Genomic DNA, 21,557 nt, shown 5'->3' with positions numbered 1-21,557 from the left:
GATTTCTGGTGGGAACGGCCGGTATCAGGAAGCGGGCGAGGATGCAGGCGCGGTGAAACCCGGCGGGCAGTGCATCTGCGCGGTGGCGACGGCGGCGCCGCCGCACGCGGCCTTCTGCTGTGCGACGGGCGCGGGGTCGGTGGTCAGGTCGTCGCCGCAGGCGCTGAGGAGTGCGATCAGCGTGAGCGAGCCAACGACCGCGAAGGGCCGGAGGGCCGACTTTCGCATAACGTATCTCCGTGGATGTGATGACGTGACACGAACGCGGACCCGCGCCGGTCATATCGTCGCCGAGATGCTAATTACCACGTGTTACACAACGGTGTCGCGTGCAGGCAGAGGTCGACGTGCTCGCGAACGGAGACACGTGAGGGTGTGGCGGGATACGTCGTGTGTGGCGCGTAATGCAATCGAAAGATTCGCACTGCTCACGCGTGCCGTGACGATCGATGCGGTGCCATAGCGACAACGCGCATGCGGTGAATCGCGAAGCGGTTTGCGCGGGCCGGCAACCGTAGCCGCCGGCCCGCGCACAACGAGAAGGCCCGACTCAGCCTTCCGCCATCATCAGCAACTGCGCGCCATCCGCGACCTGGTCGCCGACACCGTACAGCACTTCGGCAACGACGCCCGCGCTCGGCGCGCCGATCGTGTGCTCCATCTTCATCGCTTCCATCACGATCAGCGGCGTGCCGGCTTCGACTTTCTGGCCGGGCTCGACCAGCACCGCGATCACCTTGCCGGGCATCGGCGCGGTGAGCCGTCCGCCGCCCTGCTCGACGTCGCCCGCATGCGCGATCAGGTTGCGCCATTCGAACGTCTCGGCCGCGCCCTGCGTGAACACATGGAACGTGTCGCCGTCCGCAACCACGCGGCCGCTGCTGCGCACACCGCCGAGCGTCACGTCGAAATCGAGCGGCGTGGCGCCGCGCGTCCACACGAACGGCTGCGCGGCTTCGTCGCCGGCCGCGATGCGTGCACCGGCGCCGTCGTCCTCATACGCGACCGTCAGGTCCGCTTCGCGATCGGTCGCATGCCATTCGAGCGTGCGGCGATAACCGCCGTTCAGCCGCCAGTCCGGCAGCGCGCCCCACGGCGATGCACGATGCGCGACCGCCCCGCGCTCGCGTGCGAGGAGCGCCGCGCAGGCCAGCGCGAGCATTGCACGCGGCGGCTGTTGCGGCGCGAACAGCGCGTCGTGGTTGCGCTCGATCAGGCCCGTGTCGAGGTCGGCCGTCGCGAACGGTTCGCACGCGACGATCCGCTGCAGGAACGCGGCATTCGTATGCAGGCCCACCACCTCGCATGCGCGCAGCGCACGCAGCATCAGGCCCAGCGCTTCCGCGCGGTCGGCGCCGTGGACGATCAGCTTCGCGATCATCGGATCGTAGAACGGCGTGATCGCATCGCCTTCGCGCACGCCGCTGTCGACACGCACCGCCGCGCCGATGGCGAACTCGACGCCGGCCGGCAGCCGCAGGTGCTTCAGCGTGCCGGTGGACGGCAGGAAGCCGCGCCCGGGATTCTCCGCGTAAAGGCGCGCCTCGAGCGCGTGGCCCTGCACGCGCAGCTCGTCCTGCTTCAGTGGCAACGGCTCGCCGGACGCGACGCGCAGCTGCCATTCGACGAGGTCGAGCCCCGTGACCATCTCGGTGACCGGATGCTCGACCTGCAGGCGCGTGTTCATTTCCATGAAGTAGAACGCGTCGCCCGTCATGATGAACTCGACGGTGCCCGCGCCGACATAAGCGACCGCGCGCGCGGCCGCGACGGCCGCCTCGCCCATCGCGCGGCGCAGGTCGTCGGGCAGGCCCGGCGCCGGCGCTTCCTCGAGCACCTTCTGGTGACGGCGCTGCACCGAGCAGTCGCGGTCGAACAGGTACACGGTATTGCCGTGCGTGTCGCCGAACACCTGCACCTCGACGTGGCGCGGACGCGTCAGGTATTTCTCGATCAGCACGCGGTCGTTGCCGAAGCTGCTCGCCGCTTCGCGCTGGCACGACGCTAGCGCCGCGGGGAAATCGTCGGAGCGCTCGACCACGCGCATCCCCTTGCCGCCGCCGCCCGCGCTCGCCTTCAGCAGCACCGGGTAACCGATCTCATCCGCTTCGCGATGCAGGTAGGCCGCGTCCTGGTCGTCGCCGTGATAACCGGGCACGAGCGGCACGGCCGCCGCGTGCATCAGCGCCTTCGCGGCGGCCTTCGACCCCATCGCCGCGATCGCGTCGACCGGCGGCCCGATGAACGCGATGCCGGCCGCTTCGCACGCATGCGCGAAATCCTCGTTCTCCGACAGGAAGCCGTAGCCAGGGTGGATCGCCTGCGCACCCGTTGCGCGAGCGGCTTCGATGATGCGCTCGATGCGCAGGTAGCTGTCCGCGGCGGCCGAGCCGCCGATGTGCACGGCTTCGTCGCACGCGGCCACGTGTTTCGCGTTCGCATCCGCGTCGGAATAGACGGCGACGCTCGCGATCCCGAGACGTTTGCACGTCGCGGCGACGCGGCACGCGATTTCGCCGCGGTTGGCGATCAGAATCTTGTCGAACATGGCTTCGGTGTCGTCCGGAAAGTGTGGGTCACGAGGGCGTCATTCACGCCACGACGGCGTGCGCTTTTCGAAGAAGGACGCGATCCCTTCGCGCGCTTCCGCGCCGGCGCGGGTCCGCGCGATCCAGTCGGCGGTCTGCTCGATCAACGTCGCGTCGAGCGCGCGGCCGGCCACGTCGGTGACGAGCTGCTTGCATGCGCGCACCGCGTCGGGGCCGTTCGCGACCAGCGCCGCGGCCAGCTTCGCGACCGTATCGTCGAGCGCGTCGGCCGGCACAGCGTCGTGAATGAAGCCGAGCGACGCCGCACGCGCGCTGTCGAACACCTCGGCCGTCGTGAAGTAGCGGCGCGCCGCGCGCTCGCCCATCGCGCGCACGACGTACGGCGCGATCGTCGCGGGAATCAGCCCGAGCCGCGCTTCCGACAGACAGAACTTCACGCCGTCGGCGGCGATCGCGATATCGGCCGCCGCGACGAGGCCCACGCCGCCCGCATACGCGTCGCCATGCACGCGCGCGATCACCGGCTTGCCGCAGCGATGGATCGCCTCGAGCATCCGCGCGAGCTTGCGCGCGTCGGCGCGGTTCTCGTCGTCCGAGTAACCGGCCATCTTCTTCATCCAGTTCAGGTCCGCGCCTGCGCAGAACGCGGTGCCTTCCGCCGCGAGCACGATCGCGCGCACGCCGGCGTGCGCATCGAGCCATTCGAACGCGGTGGTCAGCTCGGCGATCGTCGTCTCGTTGAACGCGTTGCGCACGTCGGGACGCGCGAGCGTGACGGTCGCCACGCGATTCGCTTCGACTACCTTGATGGTTTCGTATCGCATCGTCCGCTCCTTGCTCGTTACATCCGGAACACGCCGAAGCGCGTGTCGTCGATCGGCGCGTTCATCGACGCGGCCAGGCCGAGCCCGAGCACGTCGCGCGTCTGCGCGGGGTCGATCACGCCGTCATCCCACAACCGCGCGCTCGCGTAATACGGATGGCCCTGGCGCTCGTACTGGTCGCGGATCGGCTGCTTGAACGCTTCCTCTTCGTCGGTCGACCACGAACCGCCCTTCGCCTCGATGCCGTCGCGGCGCACGGTCGCGAGCACCGACGCAGCCTGCTCGCCGCCCATCACCGAAATGCGGGCGTTCGGCCACATCCACAGGAAACGCGGCCCGAATGCGCGGCCGCACATCCCGTAGTTGCCGGCGCCGAACGAGCCGCCGATGATCACGGTGAACTTCGGCACCTTCGCGTTCGATACGGCCGTCACCATCTTCGCGCCGTGCCGCGCGATGCCTTCGTTCTCGTACTTGCGCCCGACCATGAAGCCCGTGATGTTCTGCAGGAACACGAGCGGGATCTTGCGCTGGCAGCACAGCTCGATGAAATGCGCGCCCTTCACGGCCGATTCGGAAAACAGGATGCCGTTGTTCGCGACGATCCCGACCGGGTGGCCCCAGATGTGCGCGAAGCCCGTGACGAGCGTCGTGCCGTAGCGCGCCTTGAATTCGTCAAACTCGGAATCGTCGACGATGCGCGCAATCACCTCGCGCACGTCGAACGGCTTGCGCGTATCGACGGGAATCACGCCGTACAGGCTCTTCGCGTCGTAGCGCGGCAGCTTCGGCTCGCGCAACGCCACCGGCGACGCGATCTTCGGCGCGAGGTGATCGACGATGTTGCGCGCGATCGACAGCGCATGCGCGTCGTTCTGCGCGAGGTGGTCGGCCACGCCCGACAGGCGCGTGTGCACGTCGCCGCCGCCGAGATCCTCGGCGCTCACTTCCTCGCCGGTCGCGGCCTTCACGAGCGGCGGGCCGCCGAGGAAAATCGTGCCCTGGTCCTTCACGATGATCGACTCGTCGCTCATCGCCGGCACATACGCGCCGCCCGCCGTGCACGAGCCCATCACGACGGCGATCTGCGCGATCCCCGCCGCCGACATCGTCGCCTGGTTGAAGAAGATGCGGCCGAAGTGGTCGCGATCGGGGAACACGTCGTCCTGGTTCGGCAGGTTCGCGCCGCCCGAATCGACGAGGTACACGCACGGCAGCCGGTTTTCCGCGGCGATTTCCTGCGCGCGCACGTGCTTCTTCACGGTGACCGGGTAGTAGGTGCCGCCCTTGACCGTCGCATCGTTGCACACGATCACGCACTCGCGGCCCGCGATCCGGCCGATCCCGGTGATGACGCCCGCGCCCGGCGCGTCGTCGTTGTACATGCCGTTCGCCGCGAGCTGCGACAGCTCGAGGAACGGCGCACCCGGATCGAGCAGTTGCGCGATGCGGTCGCGCGGCAGCAGCTTGCCGCGCGACAGGTGTTTGTCGCGCGCGGCCTGGCCGCCGCCCTGCGCGAGCTGTTCGATCTTCGCGCGCAGGTCGGCGACGACCGCCTCGAGCGCCGCGGCGTTCGCACGGAAATCTTCCGAACGCGGGTTCAATTTGGATTCGATGATCGGCATCGACGGGGCTCCGTTCGCGTGACGTGGGGCGTTACATCGTTTCCGCGAACAGCTCGCGGCCGATCAGCATCCGGCGGATCTCGCTCGTGCCGGCGCCGATCTCGTACAGCTTCGCATCGCGCCACAGGCGGCCGACCGGGTATTCGTTGATGTAGCCGTTGCCGCCGAGGATCTGGATCGCCTCGCCGGCCATCCACGTTGCCTTCTCCGCCGTATAGAGGATCACGCCCGCGCAGTCCTTGCGCACCTGGCGAATGTGGTCGCTGCCCGCCGAGTCGAGATGGCGACCGACCGCGTACAGGTACGCGCGGCACGCCTGGAACGTGGTGTACATGTCGGCGACCTTGCCCTGGATCAGCTGGAATTCGCCGATCGACTGGCCGAACTGCTTGCGATCGTGGATATACGGCACGACCGCGTCGAGGCACGCGGCCATGATGCCCGTCGGGCCGCCCGACAGCACCGCGCGCTCGTAGTCGAGGCCGCTCATCAGCACCTTCACGCCGCCGTTGAGCTGGCCGAGGATGTTCTCTTCCGGCACTTCGACATCCTGGAACACGAGCTCGCCCGTGTGCGAGCCGCGCATGCCGAGCTTGTCGAGCTTCTGCGCGACCGAAAAGCCCTTCATCCCCTTCTCGACGATGAACGCGGTGATGCCGCGCGAATTCGCTTCGATATCCGTCTTCGCGTAGACGACGAGCGTGTCGCAATCGGGGCCGTTGGTGATCCACATCTTCGTGCCGTTCAGCACGTAGCGATCGCCGCGCTTGTCGGCGCGCAGCTTCATGCTGACGACGTCGGAGCCGGCGTTCGGCTCGCTCATCGCGAGCGCGCCGATGTGTTCGCCCGACACGAGCTTCGGCAGGTATTTCTGCTTCTGCGCTTCGGTGCCGTTGCGGTGAATCTGGTTCACGCACAGGTTCGAGTGCGCGCCGTACGACAGGCCGATCGACGCCGATGCGCGCGAGATCTCCTCCATCGCGACCATGTGTGCCGTGTAGCCCATGTTCGCGCCGCCGTATTCCTCGGCCACCGTCATGCCGAGCACGCCGAGATCGCCGAACTTCTTCCACAGATCCATCGGAAACTGGTCGGTGCGGTCGACCTCCGCCGCGCGCGGCGTGATTTCCTTCGCCGCGAACGTCGCGACGGCATCGCGCAGCATCTCGATGTCTTCACCGAGCATGAATTGCACGCCGGGCAGGTTGATCATGTCTCCTCCGTCTCCAGAAAGTGTGTTGCACTCACCGATTTCTGAGTTTCGCTCAGATCGAATGAATGCGCCGATTCATTGACCAATACAGCGGAAATTTTGCACAGTTTCGCGCCTCGTCGGGTTCGGCGTCAATAGTTTTTTGAGTGACACTCAGATATCATGCGGAGATGACAGCCGCTACCGCCGACACCATGACCGACACCGTCAAAGCCGACCGCGCCGACGCGCCGCGCGCGCCCGCCGGGCGCAAATCCCAGCAGCGCGTGCAGGACATTCTGCGCGCCGGCCGTGAAGTGTTCGCCGAAAAGGGTTACGAGCATGCGACGGCCGCCGAGATCGCGCAGCACGTGGGCGTGTCGGAGGCAACGGTGTTCAGCTACTTCCGCGGCAAGCGCGAACTGTGCGCACGCGTCATCGCGGATTGGTACGACGAAATCATCGCCGCGTTCGAGCACGGGATGCCGCAGGAGGCGTCGGTGCAGCAGCAGTTCGCGTTCATCGTGCGCACCCACCTGCGGCTGATGCTCGTGAACGGCACGGGGCTGTGCGCGCTGGTGCTGTCGGAAGGCCGCGCGAAGCAGCATGCGCTGAGCGACGAGCTCACCGCGCTGCAGCGCCGCTACACGGCGCCGCTGATGGACGTGCTCGCGCGCGGCCAGGCGGCCGGGCAGGTTCGCGCGGACCTGCCGCTGAGCCTGCTGCGCTCGATGGTGTTCGGGCCGATCGAGCACGTGCTGTGGGATGCGATCCTCGGGCACCGCAAGCTCGATACGGAAACGACGGCCACGCAGCTGATCGACATGCTGTGGGCCGCCGTGCAGCCGCCCGCGCCGGAGCAGGCGGCGCTCGTGCGCTTCAGGAACGAAGTGGCGGAAGCCGTGCGGCGGCTGGAAGGCGAAAGCACGCGCGCATAGCGCGCCGCGCCACGCCGGTCAGTTGGCGAGGCGGCAGTGGGCCAGCTTCAGCCCCGGCAACACCGGCGCATCGATATAACCTTCGTTCACGCAGCTGAACCGGAAACTCGAGGACGCCGTGAACGGCTTGATCTCGCCGCCGGGAAATTTCGGTTTCAGCGCATCCTGGTCGGCCACGTCGAAATGCGTGTCGAACTGTTCGCCGTCGGACGTCAGCGCGCCGAAATACGTGCCGCCCGGGTCGCTGCCCATCCGGATCACGGCGCCGACGAACGCCAGGCGCTTGCCGTCGTATTTCGTTTTCGCGGCGGCCATGTCCTGTGTGTAGGCCTCGATCACGGCGCCGTAATGCGCGTCGATCGCGGGCTCGCCGTCCGGTGCTGCAAAAGCGGTCTGGTGAACGCCCGCCAGCATGGTGCACGCCGCAAGCGCGGCCGCCGCGAACGGCGCGGAAATCTTTTTCATTGGGTGGTCTCCCGTCTAGCTCGGTGGTTGAAGTGACTGACGTCGGCGCTGCGCCGGCTGCCCGGCACAACGCCCGATGGATGCGCTGCCGCTTTTAATCGTTCGAATGGCGGAACACGGCTGCGATCACTTCACCACCCGCATGGTCGAATGCGGTGCGCAGCGTCGCGCTGAACGCGACGTGACAAGAAGATGACATGTGCGGCCCCCGGCTCTCTCGTTGAATTTCACTGCGTCTGATTTTGGGCGCTACGGTAGCAGACGGCCGACGGCCCGGCAACCAAGGCCCATGCACTGCCGATCGCCTCATTACAATTGCAAATGATTCTCATTACATATATCATGCGCATCCTGGTTGCGGCGACACGCTGCGGCCCGCGACCCGATCCTTAGTACTCCGTCCTGCATCGATTCATGCCATCCCGTCGAACGCCCCGCCGCGCCCGGACCCTTCGTCCGTGGCGCACAAGCCTGCCTGCCCTGATCACCCTGTGCGTCGCGAGCGGCACGCATGCCGCCACCGCCGAGCGCGCGGACACAGCACCCGCCGCATCGACCGCCACGACGTCCGCCGAACACGAACTCCCGGCCATCAGCGTCAACGCATCGGCGGCCGTCGATCCGACGATCGGCTATCAGCCGCGCACCACTAGCATCGCGGGCGGCGACGACCGTTCGCTCAAGGAGATTCCGCAATCGGTCGCGGTGGTCAGCAGCGCCGTGATGCAGGATCAGCAGGCGCGCTCGCTCGACGACGTGCTCGGCAACATCAGCGGCGTCACGCAGACCAACACGCTCGGCGGCACGCGCGACGCGTTCACCAAGCGCGGCTTCGGGTCGAACAACGACGGCTCGGTGCTCGTCGACGGCGTGCGCACGCCGGTGCTGCACAGCTATCTCGCGACGATCGACCGCGTCGAAGTGCTGAAGGGCCCGGCGTCACTGCTGTACGGGATGCAGGACCCGGGCGGCGTGATCAACCTCGTCACGCGCAAGCCGGAAGACACGTTCGGCGGCTCGATCTCGGCATCGCGCACGAGCCACGGCGGCAGCAGCGCGCTGTTCGATCTCACGGGCCCGCTCGGCAAGCCCGGCCAGGTCGCGGGCGGCACGCTCGCGTTCCGGCTGACCGGCGAATACGACACGAGCCGCTACTGGCGCAGCTTCGGCCGCCAGCGCGACGCGCTGATCGCGCCCGCGCTGGCGTGGCACGACGCGAACACGTCGATCGACGTCAGCTACCAGTACGTCGACTACACGACGCCGTTCAATCGCGGCACCGTGCTCGTGAACGGCCAGCTCGACGATGCGCTGCGCTACCGCCGTTACGAGGAAGCGTGGTCGCAAAGCAGCGGCATCCAGGAAACGCTGCGCGCACGCATCGAGCACCGCTTCTCCGACGCGTGGCGCATGCGTGCAACCTACGGCTGGGGCCGCGACCGCTACGACCAGTACATCACCCGCGCCACCGCGTTCAACAGCAAGACGGGCGCAATGACGCGCTCATCCGATGCGAACCTCGGGCGCAACGATTCCGACCAGATCGCCACACTGGGCCTGCTCGGCAACATGACGCTCGCCGGGATGAACCACGCGCTCTACGTCGGCGGCGAATACGAGCGGCAGCGCAGCTTCCGCGGCGACACGATCCGCGGCAAGGCGACGACGGGCTTCAATCTCTACGATCCCGTGTACGGCCTGCTCGCGCCGGGCGGCACGCCGAACCCGAAACAAAGCGACTCGCGTTCGGTGGTGCATGCGTATTCGATGGTCGTGCAGGACTCGGTGAAGCTCACCGACCGGCTGACCGCCGTGGGCGGGCTGCGCTGGGAAAACTGGCAGCAGGAATCGGGGATGGGCCGGCCGTTCGTGTTCGCCGACCGCTCGCGCGGCAATGTCTGGCTGCCGCAGTTCGGGCTCGCGTATGCGCTCACGCCGGCGCTGACCGCGTATGCGAACGTGAGCCGCTCGTTCAAGCCGAACGTCGCAACGAACGTCACCGCGCCGCTCGCGCCGGAATACGGCCGCGTGCTCGAAGCCGGCCTGAAGTTCAGCCTGAAGCCCGCGATCACGGGCACGCTCGCGGTCTACCAGATCGACAAGCGCAATGTCGCGGTCACGGTGGGCGACATCACGTCGACGATCGGCACCGCGCGCTCGCGCGGGATCGAGCTCGACGTCGCGGGGCAGATTACGCGTCACCTGAGCGTGATCGGCAGCTACGCATACACGAACGCGAACGATCGCGACAGCAACACGCCGCTCGTCAACGTCGCGCGCCATACGGGCAGCCTGTTCGCGGTGTACGACACGGCGATCGCGAACCTGCCCGGCCGCTGGCGCTTCGGCGGCGGCGCACGCCTCGTCGGCGCACGCCCCGGCGATACCGCGAACAGCTTCACGCTGCCCGGTTACGTGACGGTCGACGCGTTCGCGGCCTACGAAACGACGATCGGCAAGTTCCCGACACGCATCCAGCTCAACGTGAAGAACCTGCTCGACAAGACCTACTACCCGTCGAGCAACAACAACCTGATCGTCGCGGTCGGCGAACCGCGGCTCGTCACGCTGACGACGACGGTGTCGTTCTAACGGCCGGGGCAGCCTGGGCGGCCGGAAACCGGGCCCGGCGCGACGTCATTCCGCCGTCGGCGGACAGACCCGGTAGAACACGACGCTGCACAGCAACAGGAAGCCTGCCAGGATCGCCATGCCGGTCCGGATGCCCGCGTAACCGATGATCATCGCGCCGAGGATCCCGGACAGGCTCCCGCACGCGTTGATCAGTGCGAGGCCGGCCGCCGCGGCCGCACCGGACAGCACGCGTCCCGGCAGCGTCCAGTAGATCGGCATCAGCGACAGGATGCCCGACGTCGCGACGGTCAGCATGACCAGCGCGAGCCAGAAGCTGTCGTGCGCCACGGTCGCGACGAACAGGCCGACGGCGGCCAGCGCGACCGGCACCACGCCGTGCCGGCGCAGCCGCCCGGACTTCTCCGCGACCTTCGCGTTCACGTACATGCAGATCGCCGCGACGCCGAACGGGATGGCCGTGAACAGTCCGACATCCAGGCTGTTCGCGACACCGGCGTCATGAAACAGCGTCGGCATCCAGAATGTCAGCCCGTAGAAAGCGGTGTTGAAGAGGATCATCACGACGATCAGCGCATAGATCTTCGGTGTCCGGAATGCATCCGCGACGCGATGCGACTTGAATGCCGCCTCCTTCGCGACATTCGCCTCGATGATCTGCTTCTCGCGCGGCGTCAGCCAATCGACGTCGGCCGGCCGGTTCCGCAGCAGCGCCAGGATCACGACGCCCAGCACCGCGGACGGCAACCCTTCGAGCAGGAACAGCCACTGCCATCCCTTGATGCCGGCCACGCCGTTCATCGTCTCCAGGATCGCGCCGGACAGCGGCGCACCGAACACGACGGCAATCGGCAACGCCATCAAGAACAGCGAATACATGCCGCTCTGGCGCCGGGCGGGCAGCCACGTGTTCGTGTAATACATCACGCCCGGCACGAAACCGGCCTCGCAGACGCCAAGCAGGAAGCGCAGCGAATAGAACGCGGCTTCGTTCCTCGAGAAGATCATCAGGGTCGACACGATCCCCCACGTGATCATGATCCGCGCAATCCATGCGCGTGCGCCGACCCGCCGGAGGATCAGGTTGCTCGGAATCTCGAACAGCATATAGCCCCAGAAGAACACGCTCGCGCCGAGCGCGAAGGACGCATTCGTCAGGCCGAAATCGGCCGCCATCTGCAGTTTGGCAAAACCGATGTTCACGCGGTCCAGATAGGACATGATGAAGCCGAGGAAAAACAGCGGGACGATCCTCAGTACCACCTTCCGGTACAACGCGTCTTCGTGCAGTGTTTCGGTGCTTGCGCCGAGCGCGAGCGTTACGTCCGCCTTCATCATCAGTTCTCCCGATGAAAACAAGAGCTTCGGCGGCGATGGATTCGATCCTACGCCGGTTCGTTTCGCAATCCCGTTGCGGGCCGCGCTGCCTGCCGGCGCCGCGTCACGAATGCGCTGACCTCACTGCTCCGCCAGCGCGAGCACGTCGGCCCAGATGCCGTCGTCGACGGCGACGCCCTGCTGCCGCTGTTCGATGCGGGTCCGCAGCGCGCTTTGGCCGGGATACAGCACCTCGCGGCTGTCTTCCGCGAGTTCCGACGTATTCACGTAATCGGCGACGCCGTCGGCGACCTCGTTCGTGAACGCTTCGCCGCCCAGCTTGCGCGGGTCGATCAGGATGAAGACCTGCGAGCAGCCGGTGCAGCTGCCCTGCTGCACGGCATCGATCCCGTTCGTCGCCAGCCCCTCCGACAGCACGGCGGCCAGCACGTCGAGCATGATCGCGAATCCCGAGCCCTTCCAGTACCCCATCGGCAGGATCCGCATCGACGCCTCGATCGGGCCGGGCTCCGCAGTCAGCTTTCCTTCGCTGTCGAAACCGGCGGGAAACGGCATGTTTTTACCCTTGAGGCGGGTCGCCTGCAGTTTTCCGTACGAGTACTGCGACATGGCCATGTCGAGCACGATAGGGCCTTTGTCCCGCGGCACCGCCATCACGAACGGGTTGTTGCCGACGCGCGGTTTTTTCGCACCCCAGCCCGGCATGCAGGATTCGGTATTCGTCCAGCAGATCGCGATGTAGCCGCGATCGGCCGCGTGCCAGCCATACGTGCCGCCGCGCATCCAGTGCGTCGTATTGCGCAGCGCGACGATGCCGACGCCGTGCTCGGCCGCGATCGCCATCGCACGCTCGGTCGCGGACAACGCATTGAGAATGCCGGGGCCGCGGTTGCCGTCCAGGATCTCGATCGCGCCGAAGCGCTTGACCGGCGTGGGGACGCCTTGCAGATTCACCCAGCCCTTGCGGACGTAGTCGACGAAGCGCGCGACGCGATTGATGCCGTGGGAGTTGACGCCGTCGCAGGTCGCCTCGGCATGCACCCGTGCGCAGATGCCGGCGTCGTGCTCGTTCATGCCCGCATTCAGGAGCGCGAGATAAATGGCGCCCTGCAACTCCTCGAACGGAATTCGGATCATCTTGCCTGTCTCCTGAAGTTCTTGTGATGCGGTTCGATCCGGCACCGGATGCCGCCGCCCCGGCTCGCGGCGCGAGCCGGTATCGCTCGTTAATCGCCCGTGAAATCGCCCGCGAAATCGAGCAGGATCTTGCAGCTCTCGGCAGGCCGCTGCTCGGCCATCTCGAACGCCTGCGCGACATCGCGGAAACCGACCTTGTGGGTGACGATATGCTCGGGCTGGATCAGGCCGCGACCGATCCAGTCGATGACTTGCGGGAACATCGCGCAATTTAGCCGCGACGCGGCGAGCGTGAGTTCCTTCTTCGTCAGTTCCGCTTGCACGATCGCCGACGGTTCCGACGAGAACCCGAGCACGCCGATCCGGCCCGCCGGCGCCGCGAGCCGCACGGCCTGTTCCAGAATCGACGGATGGCAGACCGCGTCGAAGATCAGCGTCGGGCCGCCATCGACGCCGCGCTTCTCGAGCGCGTCGGGAAGCGACTCGACGCTCGTGTTGATGATCTCGTCCTCCGCCGCGCCGCACTTGCGCGCGAGCTGCAGGCGCGCATCGAGCCGGTCGGTGATGAACGCGCGAATGCCGTACACGCGCTTGAGCACCTGCAGGATCGTCAGCCCGACCGTGCCCGCGCCATAGATCAGCGCGACGTCGCCCGGCAGCACGCCGGTGCGCGACGTCGCATTCGCGGCGACCGCGAACGGCTCGACGATCGCCGCGCAGGTGTCGGCGATTTCCGCCGGAATCCGGTACGCGTTGCCGGCCGGCACGCAGGTGTACTCGCTGAAGCCGCCGTCGCGATGCACGCCGAGCACGGTCAGATGCCGGCACACGTTGCGCCGGCCGATCGTGCACGCATGGCAATGCCCGCAGCTGATCACGGGATCGACCGCGACGGTCTCGCCGAGCCGCGCCGCGTCGACGCCCGCGCCGACCGACTCGATCGTCCCGACGAATTCGTGGCCGATGATGCGCGGATACGATACGAACGGATTCTTGCCGTGAAAGATGTGCAGGTCCGAGCCGCAGATGCCCGCATAACGGACCTTCACACGCACTTCGCCGGCGGCGGGCACGGGCAGCGGCACGTCGCGCACGCTCATGCTGTTCGGACGATCGACAACGACGCTCAACATTTCGGTTCTCTCCTTCGGATCTTCGTCGCTCACCAGTTCCACATCGACCCGTCGCGCAACCGGGCGACCGGCAGGTACGCACGCTCGTACGGATACTTCGCGGCCAGCGTCTCGTCGATGTCGACGCCGAGGCCCGGCACGTCGTCCATCACGAGATAACCGTCCTCGAAGCGGTAGCTGTGCGGAAACACTTCGTCGGTCAGCGGGCTGTGCGGCATCAGTTCCTGAATGCCGAAGTTCGGCGCCCACAACCCGAAGTTGACCGCCGCCGCCATGCAGACCGGCGACAGGTCGGTCGCGCCATGAAAGCCCGTGCGCACCTGGTACATCGCCGCGTAGTCGGCAATGCGCCGCACGTGCGTGATCCCACCCGCGTGCACGATCGTCGCGCGGATATAGTCGATCAGCTGATCGCGGATCAGGTCCTTGCAATCCCAGATCGAGTTGAACACTTCGCCGACCGCGAGCGGTGTCGTCGTGTGCTGGCGGATCAGGCGGAATGCGTCCTGGTTCTCGGCGGGCGTCGCGTCTTCCAGCCAGAAGAGACGATGCGGCTCGAGATCGCGGCCGAGCCGCGCGGCCTCGATCGGCGTGAGCCGGTGATGCGCGTCGTGCAGCAGGTGCGGCGCATCGCCGACCGCGTCGCGCACCTTGCGGAACAGTTCCGGCGTATGGCGCAGGTAGAGCGCGGTATCCCACGGCTCCTCGGGCGGCAAACCTTTTTCGGCGGGTTCGTAGGCGCCCGCGGTCTTGCCGACGCCGTACACCTTGTCGAGCCCCGGCACGCCCGACTGCACGCGGATCGCACGAAAGCCTTCCTCGATATGCGCGCGCACCGCGTCGACCGCTTCTTCATGATCGCGCCCGTTCGCGTGGCCGTACACCATCAGGCCGTCGCGGCTCTTGCCGCCGAGCAGCTGGTAGACCGGCATGCCCGCGAGCTTGCCCTTGATGTCCCACAACGCCATGTCGATCGCGGCGATCGCCGTCATCGTCACGGGCCCGCGCCGCCAGTACGCACCGCGATACAGGTATTGCCAGATGTCCTCGATGTTGCGTGGGTCGCGGCCGACGAGACACGGGAACACGTGATCTTCCAGATACGCGCGCACCGCGAGCTCGCGCCCGTTGAGCGTCGCGTCGCCGAGACCGTAGACGCCTTCGTCGGTCACGATCTTCACCGTCACGAAGTTCCGGCCCGGACACGTGACGATGGTCTGCAAGCGTTCGATTTTCACTGCGCTCCTCCAGCGGGCGATTCAGTCGACAAAGTAATGGGGCGCGCGGTTGCGCACGCCCGGCAGATGCGAGCCGATCCGGTCGACGTGCGTCGCGACCGATGCGCCGAGCAGCGCCATGTTGCGCGACGCGATATGCGTGAGAATCTGCTCGTGTTCCTGCAACGCGAGACGAGCGTGACCCTCGACGTCGTCGAGCAGCAGCCAGCGCACGCGATCGTACTGACGCTTGATTGGCTGCAGCATTTCCCACACGTGCGGCCGTCCGGCGAACTCGAACATGCGCGCGTGCATCTTCTCGTCGAGCGCGAAAAACACATCGACATCGCCAACGTCGACCGCGTCGCGCTGCGCGTCGATGAGCCGCGCGAGCTCGGTCAGTTGGGCGGGCGCAATCTTCTGCGCGAGTTCGACGTGGTTCGCGCATTCGAGCGTGCTGCGCGCGAAGCGCCCTTCCTCGAGGAGCGATACCGAGATCGGTGCGACGAACGTGCCGACCTTCCGGTGGATCTGCACGAGCCGCTCGTCGGCCAGTTGCGCGAACGCTTCGCGCACGGGCGTGCGGCTGACCTTGATCGTGGTCGAGATCACGGCTTCGGATAACGCGGTGTGCGGCGGCAGCGCGCCCCGGACGATCGCGTTGCGCAGCAGCGCGTGTACCTGCTCCGTATAGGACCGGCTCTCGTCCAGCGAGAACGCCTGCAACGCCGTGACGACGACGCCTTCCTCAAATGCTGCGGTTTCGTTCATGTTTGCCGATGCTTCCGACTTGATATCGATATCTACCATGGTACACAACACAATGAAATTGATCGAACTGGCGTTTACACCAATAACTTCCCGCAATAACCCGCAATAACCTTCGTCCATCCAACTATCTACCATGGTACATCCCGTTGCCGACCGTCATGCCACCTGCCCCCGATTTCCTGCGCACCGCGCCGCCCGGCACGCGCCGCCCCAGTTATGACCGGCACGCGGTCCGCACGGGCATCGTCCATCTCGGCCTCGGCGCGTTCCACCGCGCGCATCAGGCGATCCACACCGAGACCGTGCTCGAGCAGGGCGACCTGCGCTGGGGGATCGTCGGCGTCGAGCTGCGGCGGCGCCATACCGTCGACCTGCTCGCCGCGCAGGACCACCTGTACACGGTGACCGAACGCGACGGCGGCGGCGCGCGCTCCCGGATCGTCGGCGCCGTGCACGGCGCGCTGTTCGCGCCGGAATCGCTGCCCGCGCTGCTTGCGCTGATCGCCGATCCCGGCGTGTCGATCGTCAGCCTGACCGTGACCGAGAAAGGCTATTGCCGCCTGCCGGGTGGCGGTCTCGATACCGACGATCCCGCCCTCCGCGCGGACCTCGCCGCTCCGGACACGCCGCGTACCGCGCTCGGCGTGATCGCCGCCGGCCTCCGGCAGCGGCCTGCCAGCGCACCGCTCACCGTCGTCTGCTGCGACAACATGACGTCGAATGGCGACACGCTGCGCGCGCTGCTGCTCGACTATGCGGAACGCATCGACGACGGCGCGCTGGCTCGACGCATCCGCGACGACGTCGCCTTCCCGAACAGCATGGTCGACCGGATCGTGCCGGCTGCCACGCCCGAGTCGCTCGACTGGGCACAAGCGCACCTCGGCGCGCGCGACGCGGCCGCGATCGTCTGCGAACCGTTCTCGCAATGGGTGATCGAGGATCGCTTCGCCGGCCCGCGCCCGCGCTGGGAAGACGCCGGCGCGCGTGTCGTCGCCGACGTGCGGCCGTACGAAACGATGAAGCTGCGGCTGCTGAACGGCTCGCATTCGGCGATCGCGTATGCGGGGCAACTGCGCGGCCGCGCGACCGTGTCGGACGCGATGGCCGATCCGGCGATCGCGGCGTTCGTCGACGGCGTGATGACGCACGACCTGCTCGCGACCGTCGATGTGCCGCCTGGTTTCGACGCGCACGACTATTGCGCGACGCTCGTGCGGCGCTTCCGGAATCCGACGCTCGCGCACCGCACCGAACAGATCGCGATGGACGGCACGCAGAAGGTGCCGCTGCGCTGGCTGCCCGCGCTCGCCGACAGCGCGGCGGCGGGCGTCGAGCGCCCGTTTCTGGAGCGTGCGCTTGCGCTCTGGCTGTACTACCTGAGCGCCGCGCGCGACGCCGACGGCCGGCCGCTGACGATCAGCGATCCGGGCGCGGCCGCGCTCGCCGCGACGCTCGGTGCTGCCGGCGACGCGAACGGCGCGGTGCGCGCGGCGCTCGCCAGTGCCGCGCTCGCCGGGCCGGCCACCTGGCCCGACGCGCTGGTCGCGCGCGTCGGCGCGCATCTGTCGACGCTGCGTGCGCACGGCACCGATGTGCTGCTCGCGCCGCTGCACGCGCGCTGACCGACCGCTCGACCGGTTCGCACCGAGACGCGCGAACCGCATGACGCCATCACAAGACATGACGGCCGGCCCACCGGCACGAAGGAGACGAACATGAAGCAAAAGACCCAGGCGTGGTTCACGGTATTCCTGCTGTTTCTCGTGTACGGCATCAACTATCTCGACCGCGTCGCGCTGTCGATCGTCGCGCCGATCGTGCAGACCGATCTCGGCATCGACGCCGCGCAGATGGGCCTCGTGTTCAGCACGTTCTTCATCGGTTATGCGCTGTTCAATTTCATCGGCGGCCTCGCGTCCGACCGGCTCGGGCCGAAGCTCGTGTACGTGCTGTCGGTCGGGCTCTGGTCGATCTTCTGCGGGATGACCGCGCTGACCGTCGGCTTCGTGAGCCTGCTGATCGTGCGACTGCTGTTCGGCATGGCCGAAGGCCCGCTGTGCTCGGCCGCGAACAAGATGGTCAACAACTGGCTGCCGCGCGACGCCGCCGCGACCGCGATGGGCCTGCTCAGCGCGGGCTCGCCGCTCGGCGGCGCGATCGCCGGGCCGATCGTCGGCCTGCTGGCCGCGCAGTTCGGCTGGCGGCCGGCGTTCTGGATCGTCTGCGCGATCGGGCTCGCGTGGGTCGTGCTGTGGATGGTGTCGACGTCGGATCGTCCCGCCGCGCCGGTGAACGACGCGCCGCTCGTGCCGGCCGCCGCCAGCGCGGGAGACAGCGACGCATCGGCACCCGCGCGCACGCTGTCGCACTACGTGCGCCAGCCGCGCATCCTCGCCACGGCGGCCGCGTTCTTCAGCTACAACTATGTGCTGTTCTTCTTCCTGAGCTGGTTCCCGAGCTATCTCGTGCGCGCGCATCACCTCAACATCAAGGAGATGAGCGTCGCGACCGTCGTGCCCTGGCTCGTCGGCACGGTCGGCCTCGCGTGCGGCGGCGCCATCTCGGATGCGCTCTACCGGCTCACCGGCAACCTGCTGCTGTCGCGCCGGATCGTGCTCGTCACCTGCCTGCTCGGCGCGGGCGCCTGCGTCGCGATCGCGGGCACCGTGCAGTCGACGCAAGGCGCGGTCGCGCTGATGTCCGTGTCGCTGTTCTTCCTGTACGTCACCGGCGCGATCTACTGGGCGATCGTGCAGGATGTCGTGCACCCGTCGCGCGTCGGCGGCGTGAGCGGCTTCCTGCATTGCATGGGCAGCCTGTCGGGCGTGATCGGGCCGGCCGTGACCGGCCTCATCGTCGAACGCAGCGGCTCGTTCGCGGCCGCCTTCGTGCTGGCCGGCGCGATCGCGCTGACGGGCGCCGTGCTCGCAGGCGTATTCGTGCGCAACAGCCGGCCGTCGGAAGTCTTGCGCGAACGCGCGGCGCACTGACGCTGCGCGGCTACGTGACCGTCAAAGCGTTCGCAGCCTGCGAAACCGCGATCGACAAGGTCCCGACGCGCTGACAACGGTGTCGTTCCAACGTCCTGACACGCGTGGGCCGACCCGCAAGCGGCGGCCCGCGCGCAAACCCCGCCTCGATGCGCCGCCCGCTCTACGCGGCGGCTCGCCCCTCCTCTGCGCAGCATCCCGGCCGCGTCGCGATCGGTCACCGCAGGCGCATACGTGATGCGCCGGAAAATCGCTCGCTATAGCGCCGGAATCCTGTTGACAGCCGGCCCGCGCGACACCTGACGCCGTCATTCGCAAGCGTCCCCGGCAACAACTCCGATGAACGCGAAAATGCATCCCAGCGATGCAATTCCGTCTGATCGCGAACCGCGTCGTACGCCGTATGATCCCCTCGCCGTTTCTCAAGGCCGCCCAATGCGCGCCGCCATCTTCATCCGCTTACGCGTTTCGCCACAACAACCCAGCGAATATGTCCAACTTCTCACTGATACTCGTCGTCTCAATGTTGAGCGCCTTTGGCCTGATCGCGTCCGACGTCTACCTGCCCGCCATGCCATCGATGGCCCATGAATTTTCGATCGGTGCATGGCAGATGCCGCAGACGGTATCGGCCTACCTGATCGCGCTCGCGTGTGCCCAGCTGTTCTACGGCCCCCTCTCCGATCGATGGGGGCGCAAACCCGTGCTGACGGTCGGGATCCTTCTGTACATTCTTGGCTCGATCGGCTGCGCAAGTGCCAGCGGCTTCGCGAGCTTTCTCGGATGGCGAGTGCTCGAGGCCCTCGGTGCGGCTTCCGGTCTCGTGATCGGCCGCGCAATCATCGCCGACACCTGCGATAAAAAGGAATCCGCAAAGGTCTACAGCATCGTGTATCCGCTCGTTTCGCTGTCTCCGGCGATCGCCCCGGCGATCGGCGGATACCTGGCCGCCTGGTTCGGGTGGCGGAGCGATTTCATTTTCGTCGCCGTGTTTGGCGCAGTCGCGCTCGCGCTGGTCCAGCTTCTTCTGAAAGAAACGCGGCCGCCCGTCGCGCCGGGCCAACATCGCGCAGTTCCGCTGGCCGGTTTCTCCGACGTGCTCGGAGATCGCGTGTTCATCCGGTATACGCTCGTCGTCTGCGCAATCTATTGCGCGTGGTTCGTCTACCTGACGCAATCACCCTTCATCTTTTCCGGCCTCGGTCTTTCGGAACAGCAAAGCGGCTGGCTTTATCTGCCGCTGACCGCCGGCATCATTTCCGCGAACATGATCTCGCGCCGCATGCTCGACCGGATGTCCTACGACTCGATCGTCGTGGCCGGGGTGTGCTGCTTCGTCGCCGGCGGCATTGCGTTCGCGTTGTGCGAGTCGTGGCAATTCAAAGGCATCGTCGCAATCGTCTTGCCGATGTTTCTCGTCAGCCTGTCAAACGGATCGTCGCTGTCACTCGCCGTCTCGGGCGCCATCGCGAGCGAACATGGGCGCGCCGCCACGGCGTCCGGACTGGTCGGCTTCTTCCAGATCGGCAGCGCGTCGCTCGCAGCCACCGTGTCCAGCGGACTGCTCGGTACCGGAAGCCACGTGCTGGCGACGGCAATTCCGTTCTTCGCGATCGTCGCCGCGGTCGCGATCGTCCCCCGCTGGTATGCCGCGCGGCGCACGCTCTCGATGCGCAAGACCCTGCCACGTTAAACACGCGGTCTTGCACCGACGAGATCCCGGCCGTTATCGATAACGGTCGAACGAAACAGCGATCTCGTCGGTAACCGCCCGAACGCGCGCCGTCCGGTTCAGGTCCGTATGCGATACGAGCCAGACCTGGTACGGCACGGTTCGAGTCCTGTCGGGCCAGATGCGCACGAGCGAATCGTCCGCCTGCGCCATATATACCGGGAGCTCGCCTATTCCGATGCCCGACCGGATCGAGGTCGCCAGCATCAGGCTCGAACTCACTTGTGCGACGACGCGCCCTTGTTCCATCGACTCGCCGCATAGCGAGAGCTCCTGGTTGGACGTGATGGAGGGCTGGTAGACCACCAGATCATGGCCTTCGAAAGCGGCCCCGATCGCGGGGGCACCACGCGCATCCAGATACTCGCGACTCGCGAACAGCCCGACCTCCCATTCGGCCAGCTTCCGGCGGACAAGATCGGGATTTTCCGGCATCACGGTTCGAATCGCGAGATCCGCATCACGTCGCGTCAGGTTGAGCACCTGCACGGAAGTCGTCAGGACCACGTGTATCCCGGGGTATTTCCGCCTTAACGCCCGTATTGCGGGAACGACAAAATCCATCGCCAGGGAATCGGTTGTCGTCACCCGAACCTCGCCTTCGAGCCGGTCGTCCGAGCCATGCGCGCGGCGCTCGAACTCGCATGCCGCTCGCTCCATCTCTTCCGCGGCCTGCAGCGAATGCTCGCCGATCTGCGTCACGACATAGCCGGACGACGTCTTGAGAAACAGCTTCGCACCCAGCGCCTTCTCAAGTGCCGTCAGCCGCCGCCCCACGGTTGCCTGATCGACATCGAGACAAACTGCAGCCTCGCGCAGCGTCCCGGCGCGATGAACTGCCAAAAAGACGCGTGCATCGTCCCAATTCATGAATAACGTTCTCTCTCGGTAAAGCACTTTTGCATTCTTTGGATGCAATTATACAAGTTGAGCCCATGCTCTCCAACATAGATAATCAGGCCCCCGTATCAAACGGTATATCGCGGCATTCCGGCAACCGTGATTTCCCTCGCCATATCGAGGGATTTAAAAATACAGCCGGCGTATTCGA

The 21,557-nt window shown here is 66.7% G+C and carries 17 protein-coding genes; 5 read left to right on the top strand and 12 right to left on the bottom strand.

The window, feature by feature from the left end:
* Positions 1-24 precede the first annotated feature (24 nt).
* The 5 genes from ACTRWB_RS35770 to ACTRWB_RS35750 all read right to left on the bottom strand — a co-directional run bounded on the left by ACTRWB_RS35770 (position 25) and on the right by ACTRWB_RS35750 (position 6,211).
* Positions 25-228: a hypothetical protein gene (locus tag ACTRWB_RS35770; RefSeq protein ID WP_048246605.1), complete on the bottom strand. Its 204-nt coding sequence runs from the start codon at positions 226-228 to the stop codon at positions 25-27.
* Between the two features lie 322 nt (positions 229-550).
* Complete coding sequence (locus tag ACTRWB_RS35765) at positions 551-2,548, bottom strand: acetyl/propionyl/methylcrotonyl-CoA carboxylase subunit alpha (protein WP_446904664.1); 1,998 nt, start codon at positions 2,546-2,548, stop codon at positions 551-553.
* A gap of 39 nt (positions 2,549-2,587) precedes the next feature.
* Positions 2,588-3,373 (bottom strand): enoyl-CoA hydratase/isomerase family protein, encoded by a 786-nt coding sequence (locus ACTRWB_RS35760; protein ID WP_446904663.1) that lies wholly within the window; start codon positions 3,371-3,373, stop codon positions 2,588-2,590.
* 17 nt (positions 3,374-3,390) lie between these two features.
* Positions 3,391-4,998 carry a carboxyl transferase domain-containing protein gene (locus ACTRWB_RS35755; protein WP_129515752.1) on the bottom strand — a complete coding sequence of 536 codons (1,608 nt, stop codon included), beginning with the start codon at positions 4,996-4,998 and terminating at the stop codon, positions 3,391-3,393.
* A 31-nt stretch (positions 4,999-5,029) separates the two neighbouring features.
* Entirely contained in the window at positions 5,030-6,211 is a 1,182-nt protein-coding gene (locus ACTRWB_RS35750) for an isovaleryl-CoA dehydrogenase (protein WP_069749126.1), read from the bottom strand.
* Positions 6,212-6,381: 170 nt separating this feature from the next.
* Between ACTRWB_RS35750 and ACTRWB_RS35745 the strand changes: the two genes are divergently transcribed.
* On the top strand, positions 6,382-7,128 hold the full coding sequence (locus ACTRWB_RS35745) for a TetR/AcrR family transcriptional regulator (RefSeq protein ID WP_446904662.1): 747 nt from the start codon (positions 6,382-6,384) through the stop codon (positions 7,126-7,128).
* Between the two features lie 18 nt (positions 7,129-7,146).
* On the opposite strand, the gene ACTRWB_RS35740 is transcribed toward ACTRWB_RS35745, so the two are convergent.
* Positions 7,147-7,593 (bottom strand): hypothetical protein, encoded by a 447-nt coding sequence (locus tag ACTRWB_RS35740; protein WP_129515754.1) that lies wholly within the window; start codon positions 7,591-7,593, stop codon positions 7,147-7,149.
* Between the two features lie 414 nt (positions 7,594-8,007).
* Between ACTRWB_RS35740 and ACTRWB_RS35735 the strand changes: the two genes are divergently transcribed.
* A complete protein-coding gene (locus ACTRWB_RS35735) occupies positions 8,008-10,185 on the top strand; it encodes a TonB-dependent siderophore receptor (RefSeq protein ID WP_446904661.1) in 2,178 nt (725 codons plus the stop codon).
* Between the two features lie 45 nt (positions 10,186-10,230).
* On the opposite strand, the gene ACTRWB_RS35730 is transcribed toward ACTRWB_RS35735, so the two are convergent.
* From ACTRWB_RS35730 to ACTRWB_RS35710, 5 genes are all read right to left on the bottom strand, one after another.
* The gene (locus ACTRWB_RS35730; protein WP_446904660.1) at positions 10,231-11,520 is read right to left on the bottom strand and encodes an MFS transporter; all 1,290 of its coding nucleotides are present in this window, start codon (positions 11,518-11,520) and stop codon (positions 10,231-10,233) included.
* A 123-nt stretch (positions 11,521-11,643) separates the two neighbouring features.
* Complete coding sequence (gene yiaK / locus ACTRWB_RS35725; protein WP_446904659.1) at positions 11,644-12,660, bottom strand: 3-dehydro-L-gulonate 2-dehydrogenase; 1,017 nt, start codon at positions 12,658-12,660, stop codon at positions 11,644-11,646.
* Between the two features lie 89 nt (positions 12,661-12,749).
* On the bottom strand, positions 12,750-13,793 hold the full coding sequence (locus ACTRWB_RS35720) for a Zn-dependent oxidoreductase (RefSeq protein WP_446904658.1): 1,044 nt from the start codon (positions 13,791-13,793) through the stop codon (positions 12,750-12,752).
* Positions 13,794-13,822: 29 nt separating this feature from the next.
* Positions 13,823-15,031 carry a D-mannonate dehydratase ManD gene (gene manD / locus ACTRWB_RS35715; protein ID WP_446904657.1) on the bottom strand — a complete coding sequence of 403 codons (1,209 nt, stop codon included), beginning with the start codon at positions 15,029-15,031 and terminating at the stop codon, positions 13,823-13,825.
* A 21-nt stretch (positions 15,032-15,052) separates the two neighbouring features.
* Positions 15,053-15,781 carry a GntR family transcriptional regulator gene (locus ACTRWB_RS35710; protein ID WP_129515759.1) on the bottom strand — a complete coding sequence of 243 codons (729 nt, stop codon included), beginning with the start codon at positions 15,779-15,781 and terminating at the stop codon, positions 15,053-15,055.
* A 158-nt stretch (positions 15,782-15,939) separates the two neighbouring features.
* Here ACTRWB_RS35710 and ACTRWB_RS35705 point away from each other — a divergent pair, with 158 nt between their 5' ends.
* The 3 genes from ACTRWB_RS35705 to ACTRWB_RS35695 all read left to right on the top strand — a co-directional run bounded on the left by ACTRWB_RS35705 (position 15,940) and on the right by ACTRWB_RS35695 (position 20,467).
* Positions 15,940-17,406 (top strand): mannitol dehydrogenase family protein, encoded by a 1,467-nt coding sequence (locus ACTRWB_RS35705; RefSeq protein WP_446904656.1) that lies wholly within the window; start codon positions 15,940-15,942, stop codon positions 17,404-17,406.
* A 93-nt stretch (positions 17,407-17,499) separates the two neighbouring features.
* The gene (locus tag ACTRWB_RS35700; protein ID WP_446904655.1) at positions 17,500-18,774 is read left to right on the top strand and encodes an MFS transporter; all 1,275 of its coding nucleotides are present in this window, start codon (positions 17,500-17,502) and stop codon (positions 18,772-18,774) included.
* A 364-nt stretch (positions 18,775-19,138) separates the two neighbouring features.
* Positions 19,139-20,467: a multidrug effflux MFS transporter gene (locus ACTRWB_RS35695; protein ID WP_446904654.1), complete on the top strand. Its 1,329-nt coding sequence runs from the start codon at positions 19,139-19,141 to the stop codon at positions 20,465-20,467.
* 33 nt (positions 20,468-20,500) lie between these two features.
* On the opposite strand, the gene ACTRWB_RS35690 is transcribed toward ACTRWB_RS35695, so the two are convergent.
* Positions 20,501-21,376: a LysR family transcriptional regulator gene (locus tag ACTRWB_RS35690; RefSeq protein WP_446904653.1), complete on the bottom strand. Its 876-nt coding sequence runs from the start codon at positions 21,374-21,376 to the stop codon at positions 20,501-20,503.
* Positions 21,377-21,557: the final 181 nt, after the last annotated feature.

The sequence above is a fragment of the Burkholderia sp. YIM B11467 genome, from assembly GCF_052952715.1.
This window is presented reverse-complemented; position numbering and strand designations above follow the sequence as displayed.

Excerpts from the sequence above, each read along its gene's own strand:
- ACTRWB_RS35770 (WP_048246605.1), bottom strand. The coding sequence starts at position 228 with ATGCGAAAGTCGGCCCTCCGGCCCTTCGCGGTCGTTGGCTCGCTCACG.
- ACTRWB_RS35765 (WP_446904664.1), bottom strand. The coding sequence starts at position 2,548 with ATGTTCGACAAGATTCTGATCGCCAACCGCGGCGAAATCGCGTGCCGC.
- ACTRWB_RS35760 (WP_446904663.1), bottom strand. The coding sequence starts at position 3,373 with ATGCGATACGAAACCATCAAGGTAGTCGAAGCGAATCGCGTGGCGACC.
- ACTRWB_RS35755 (WP_129515752.1), bottom strand. The coding sequence starts at position 4,998 with ATGCCGATCATCGAATCCAAATTGAACCCGCGTTCGGAAGATTTCCGT.
- ACTRWB_RS35750 (WP_069749126.1), bottom strand. The coding sequence starts at position 6,211 with ATGATCAACCTGCCCGGCGTGCAATTCATGCTCGGTGAAGACATCGAG.
- ACTRWB_RS35745 (WP_446904662.1), top strand. The coding sequence starts at position 6,382 with ATGACAGCCGCTACCGCCGACACCATGACCGACACCGTCAAAGCCGAC.
- ACTRWB_RS35740 (WP_129515754.1), bottom strand. The coding sequence starts at position 7,593 with ATGAAAAAGATTTCCGCGCCGTTCGCGGCGGCCGCGCTTGCGGCGTGC.
- ACTRWB_RS35735 (WP_446904661.1), top strand. The coding sequence starts at position 8,008 with ATGCCATCCCGTCGAACGCCCCGCCGCGCCCGGACCCTTCGTCCGTGG.
- ACTRWB_RS35730 (WP_446904660.1), bottom strand. The coding sequence starts at position 11,520 with ATGAAGGCGGACGTAACGCTCGCGCTCGGCGCAAGCACCGAAACACTG.
- yiaK (WP_446904659.1), bottom strand. The coding sequence starts at position 12,660 with ATGATCCGAATTCCGTTCGAGGAGTTGCAGGGCGCCATTTATCTCGCG.
- ACTRWB_RS35720 (WP_446904658.1), bottom strand. The coding sequence starts at position 13,793 with ATGTTGAGCGTCGTTGTCGATCGTCCGAACAGCATGAGCGTGCGCGAC.
- ACTRWB_RS35710 (WP_129515759.1), bottom strand. The coding sequence starts at position 15,781 with ATGAACGAAACCGCAGCATTTGAGGAAGGCGTCGTCGTCACGGCGTTG.
- ACTRWB_RS35705 (WP_446904656.1), top strand. The coding sequence starts at position 15,940 with ATGCCACCTGCCCCCGATTTCCTGCGCACCGCGCCGCCCGGCACGCGC.
- ACTRWB_RS35700 (WP_446904655.1), top strand. The coding sequence starts at position 17,500 with ATGAAGCAAAAGACCCAGGCGTGGTTCACGGTATTCCTGCTGTTTCTC.
- ACTRWB_RS35695 (WP_446904654.1), top strand. The coding sequence starts at position 19,139 with ATGCAATTCCGTCTGATCGCGAACCGCGTCGTACGCCGTATGATCCCC.
- ACTRWB_RS35690 (WP_446904653.1), bottom strand. The coding sequence starts at position 21,376 with ATGAATTGGGACGATGCACGCGTCTTTTTGGCAGTTCATCGCGCCGGG.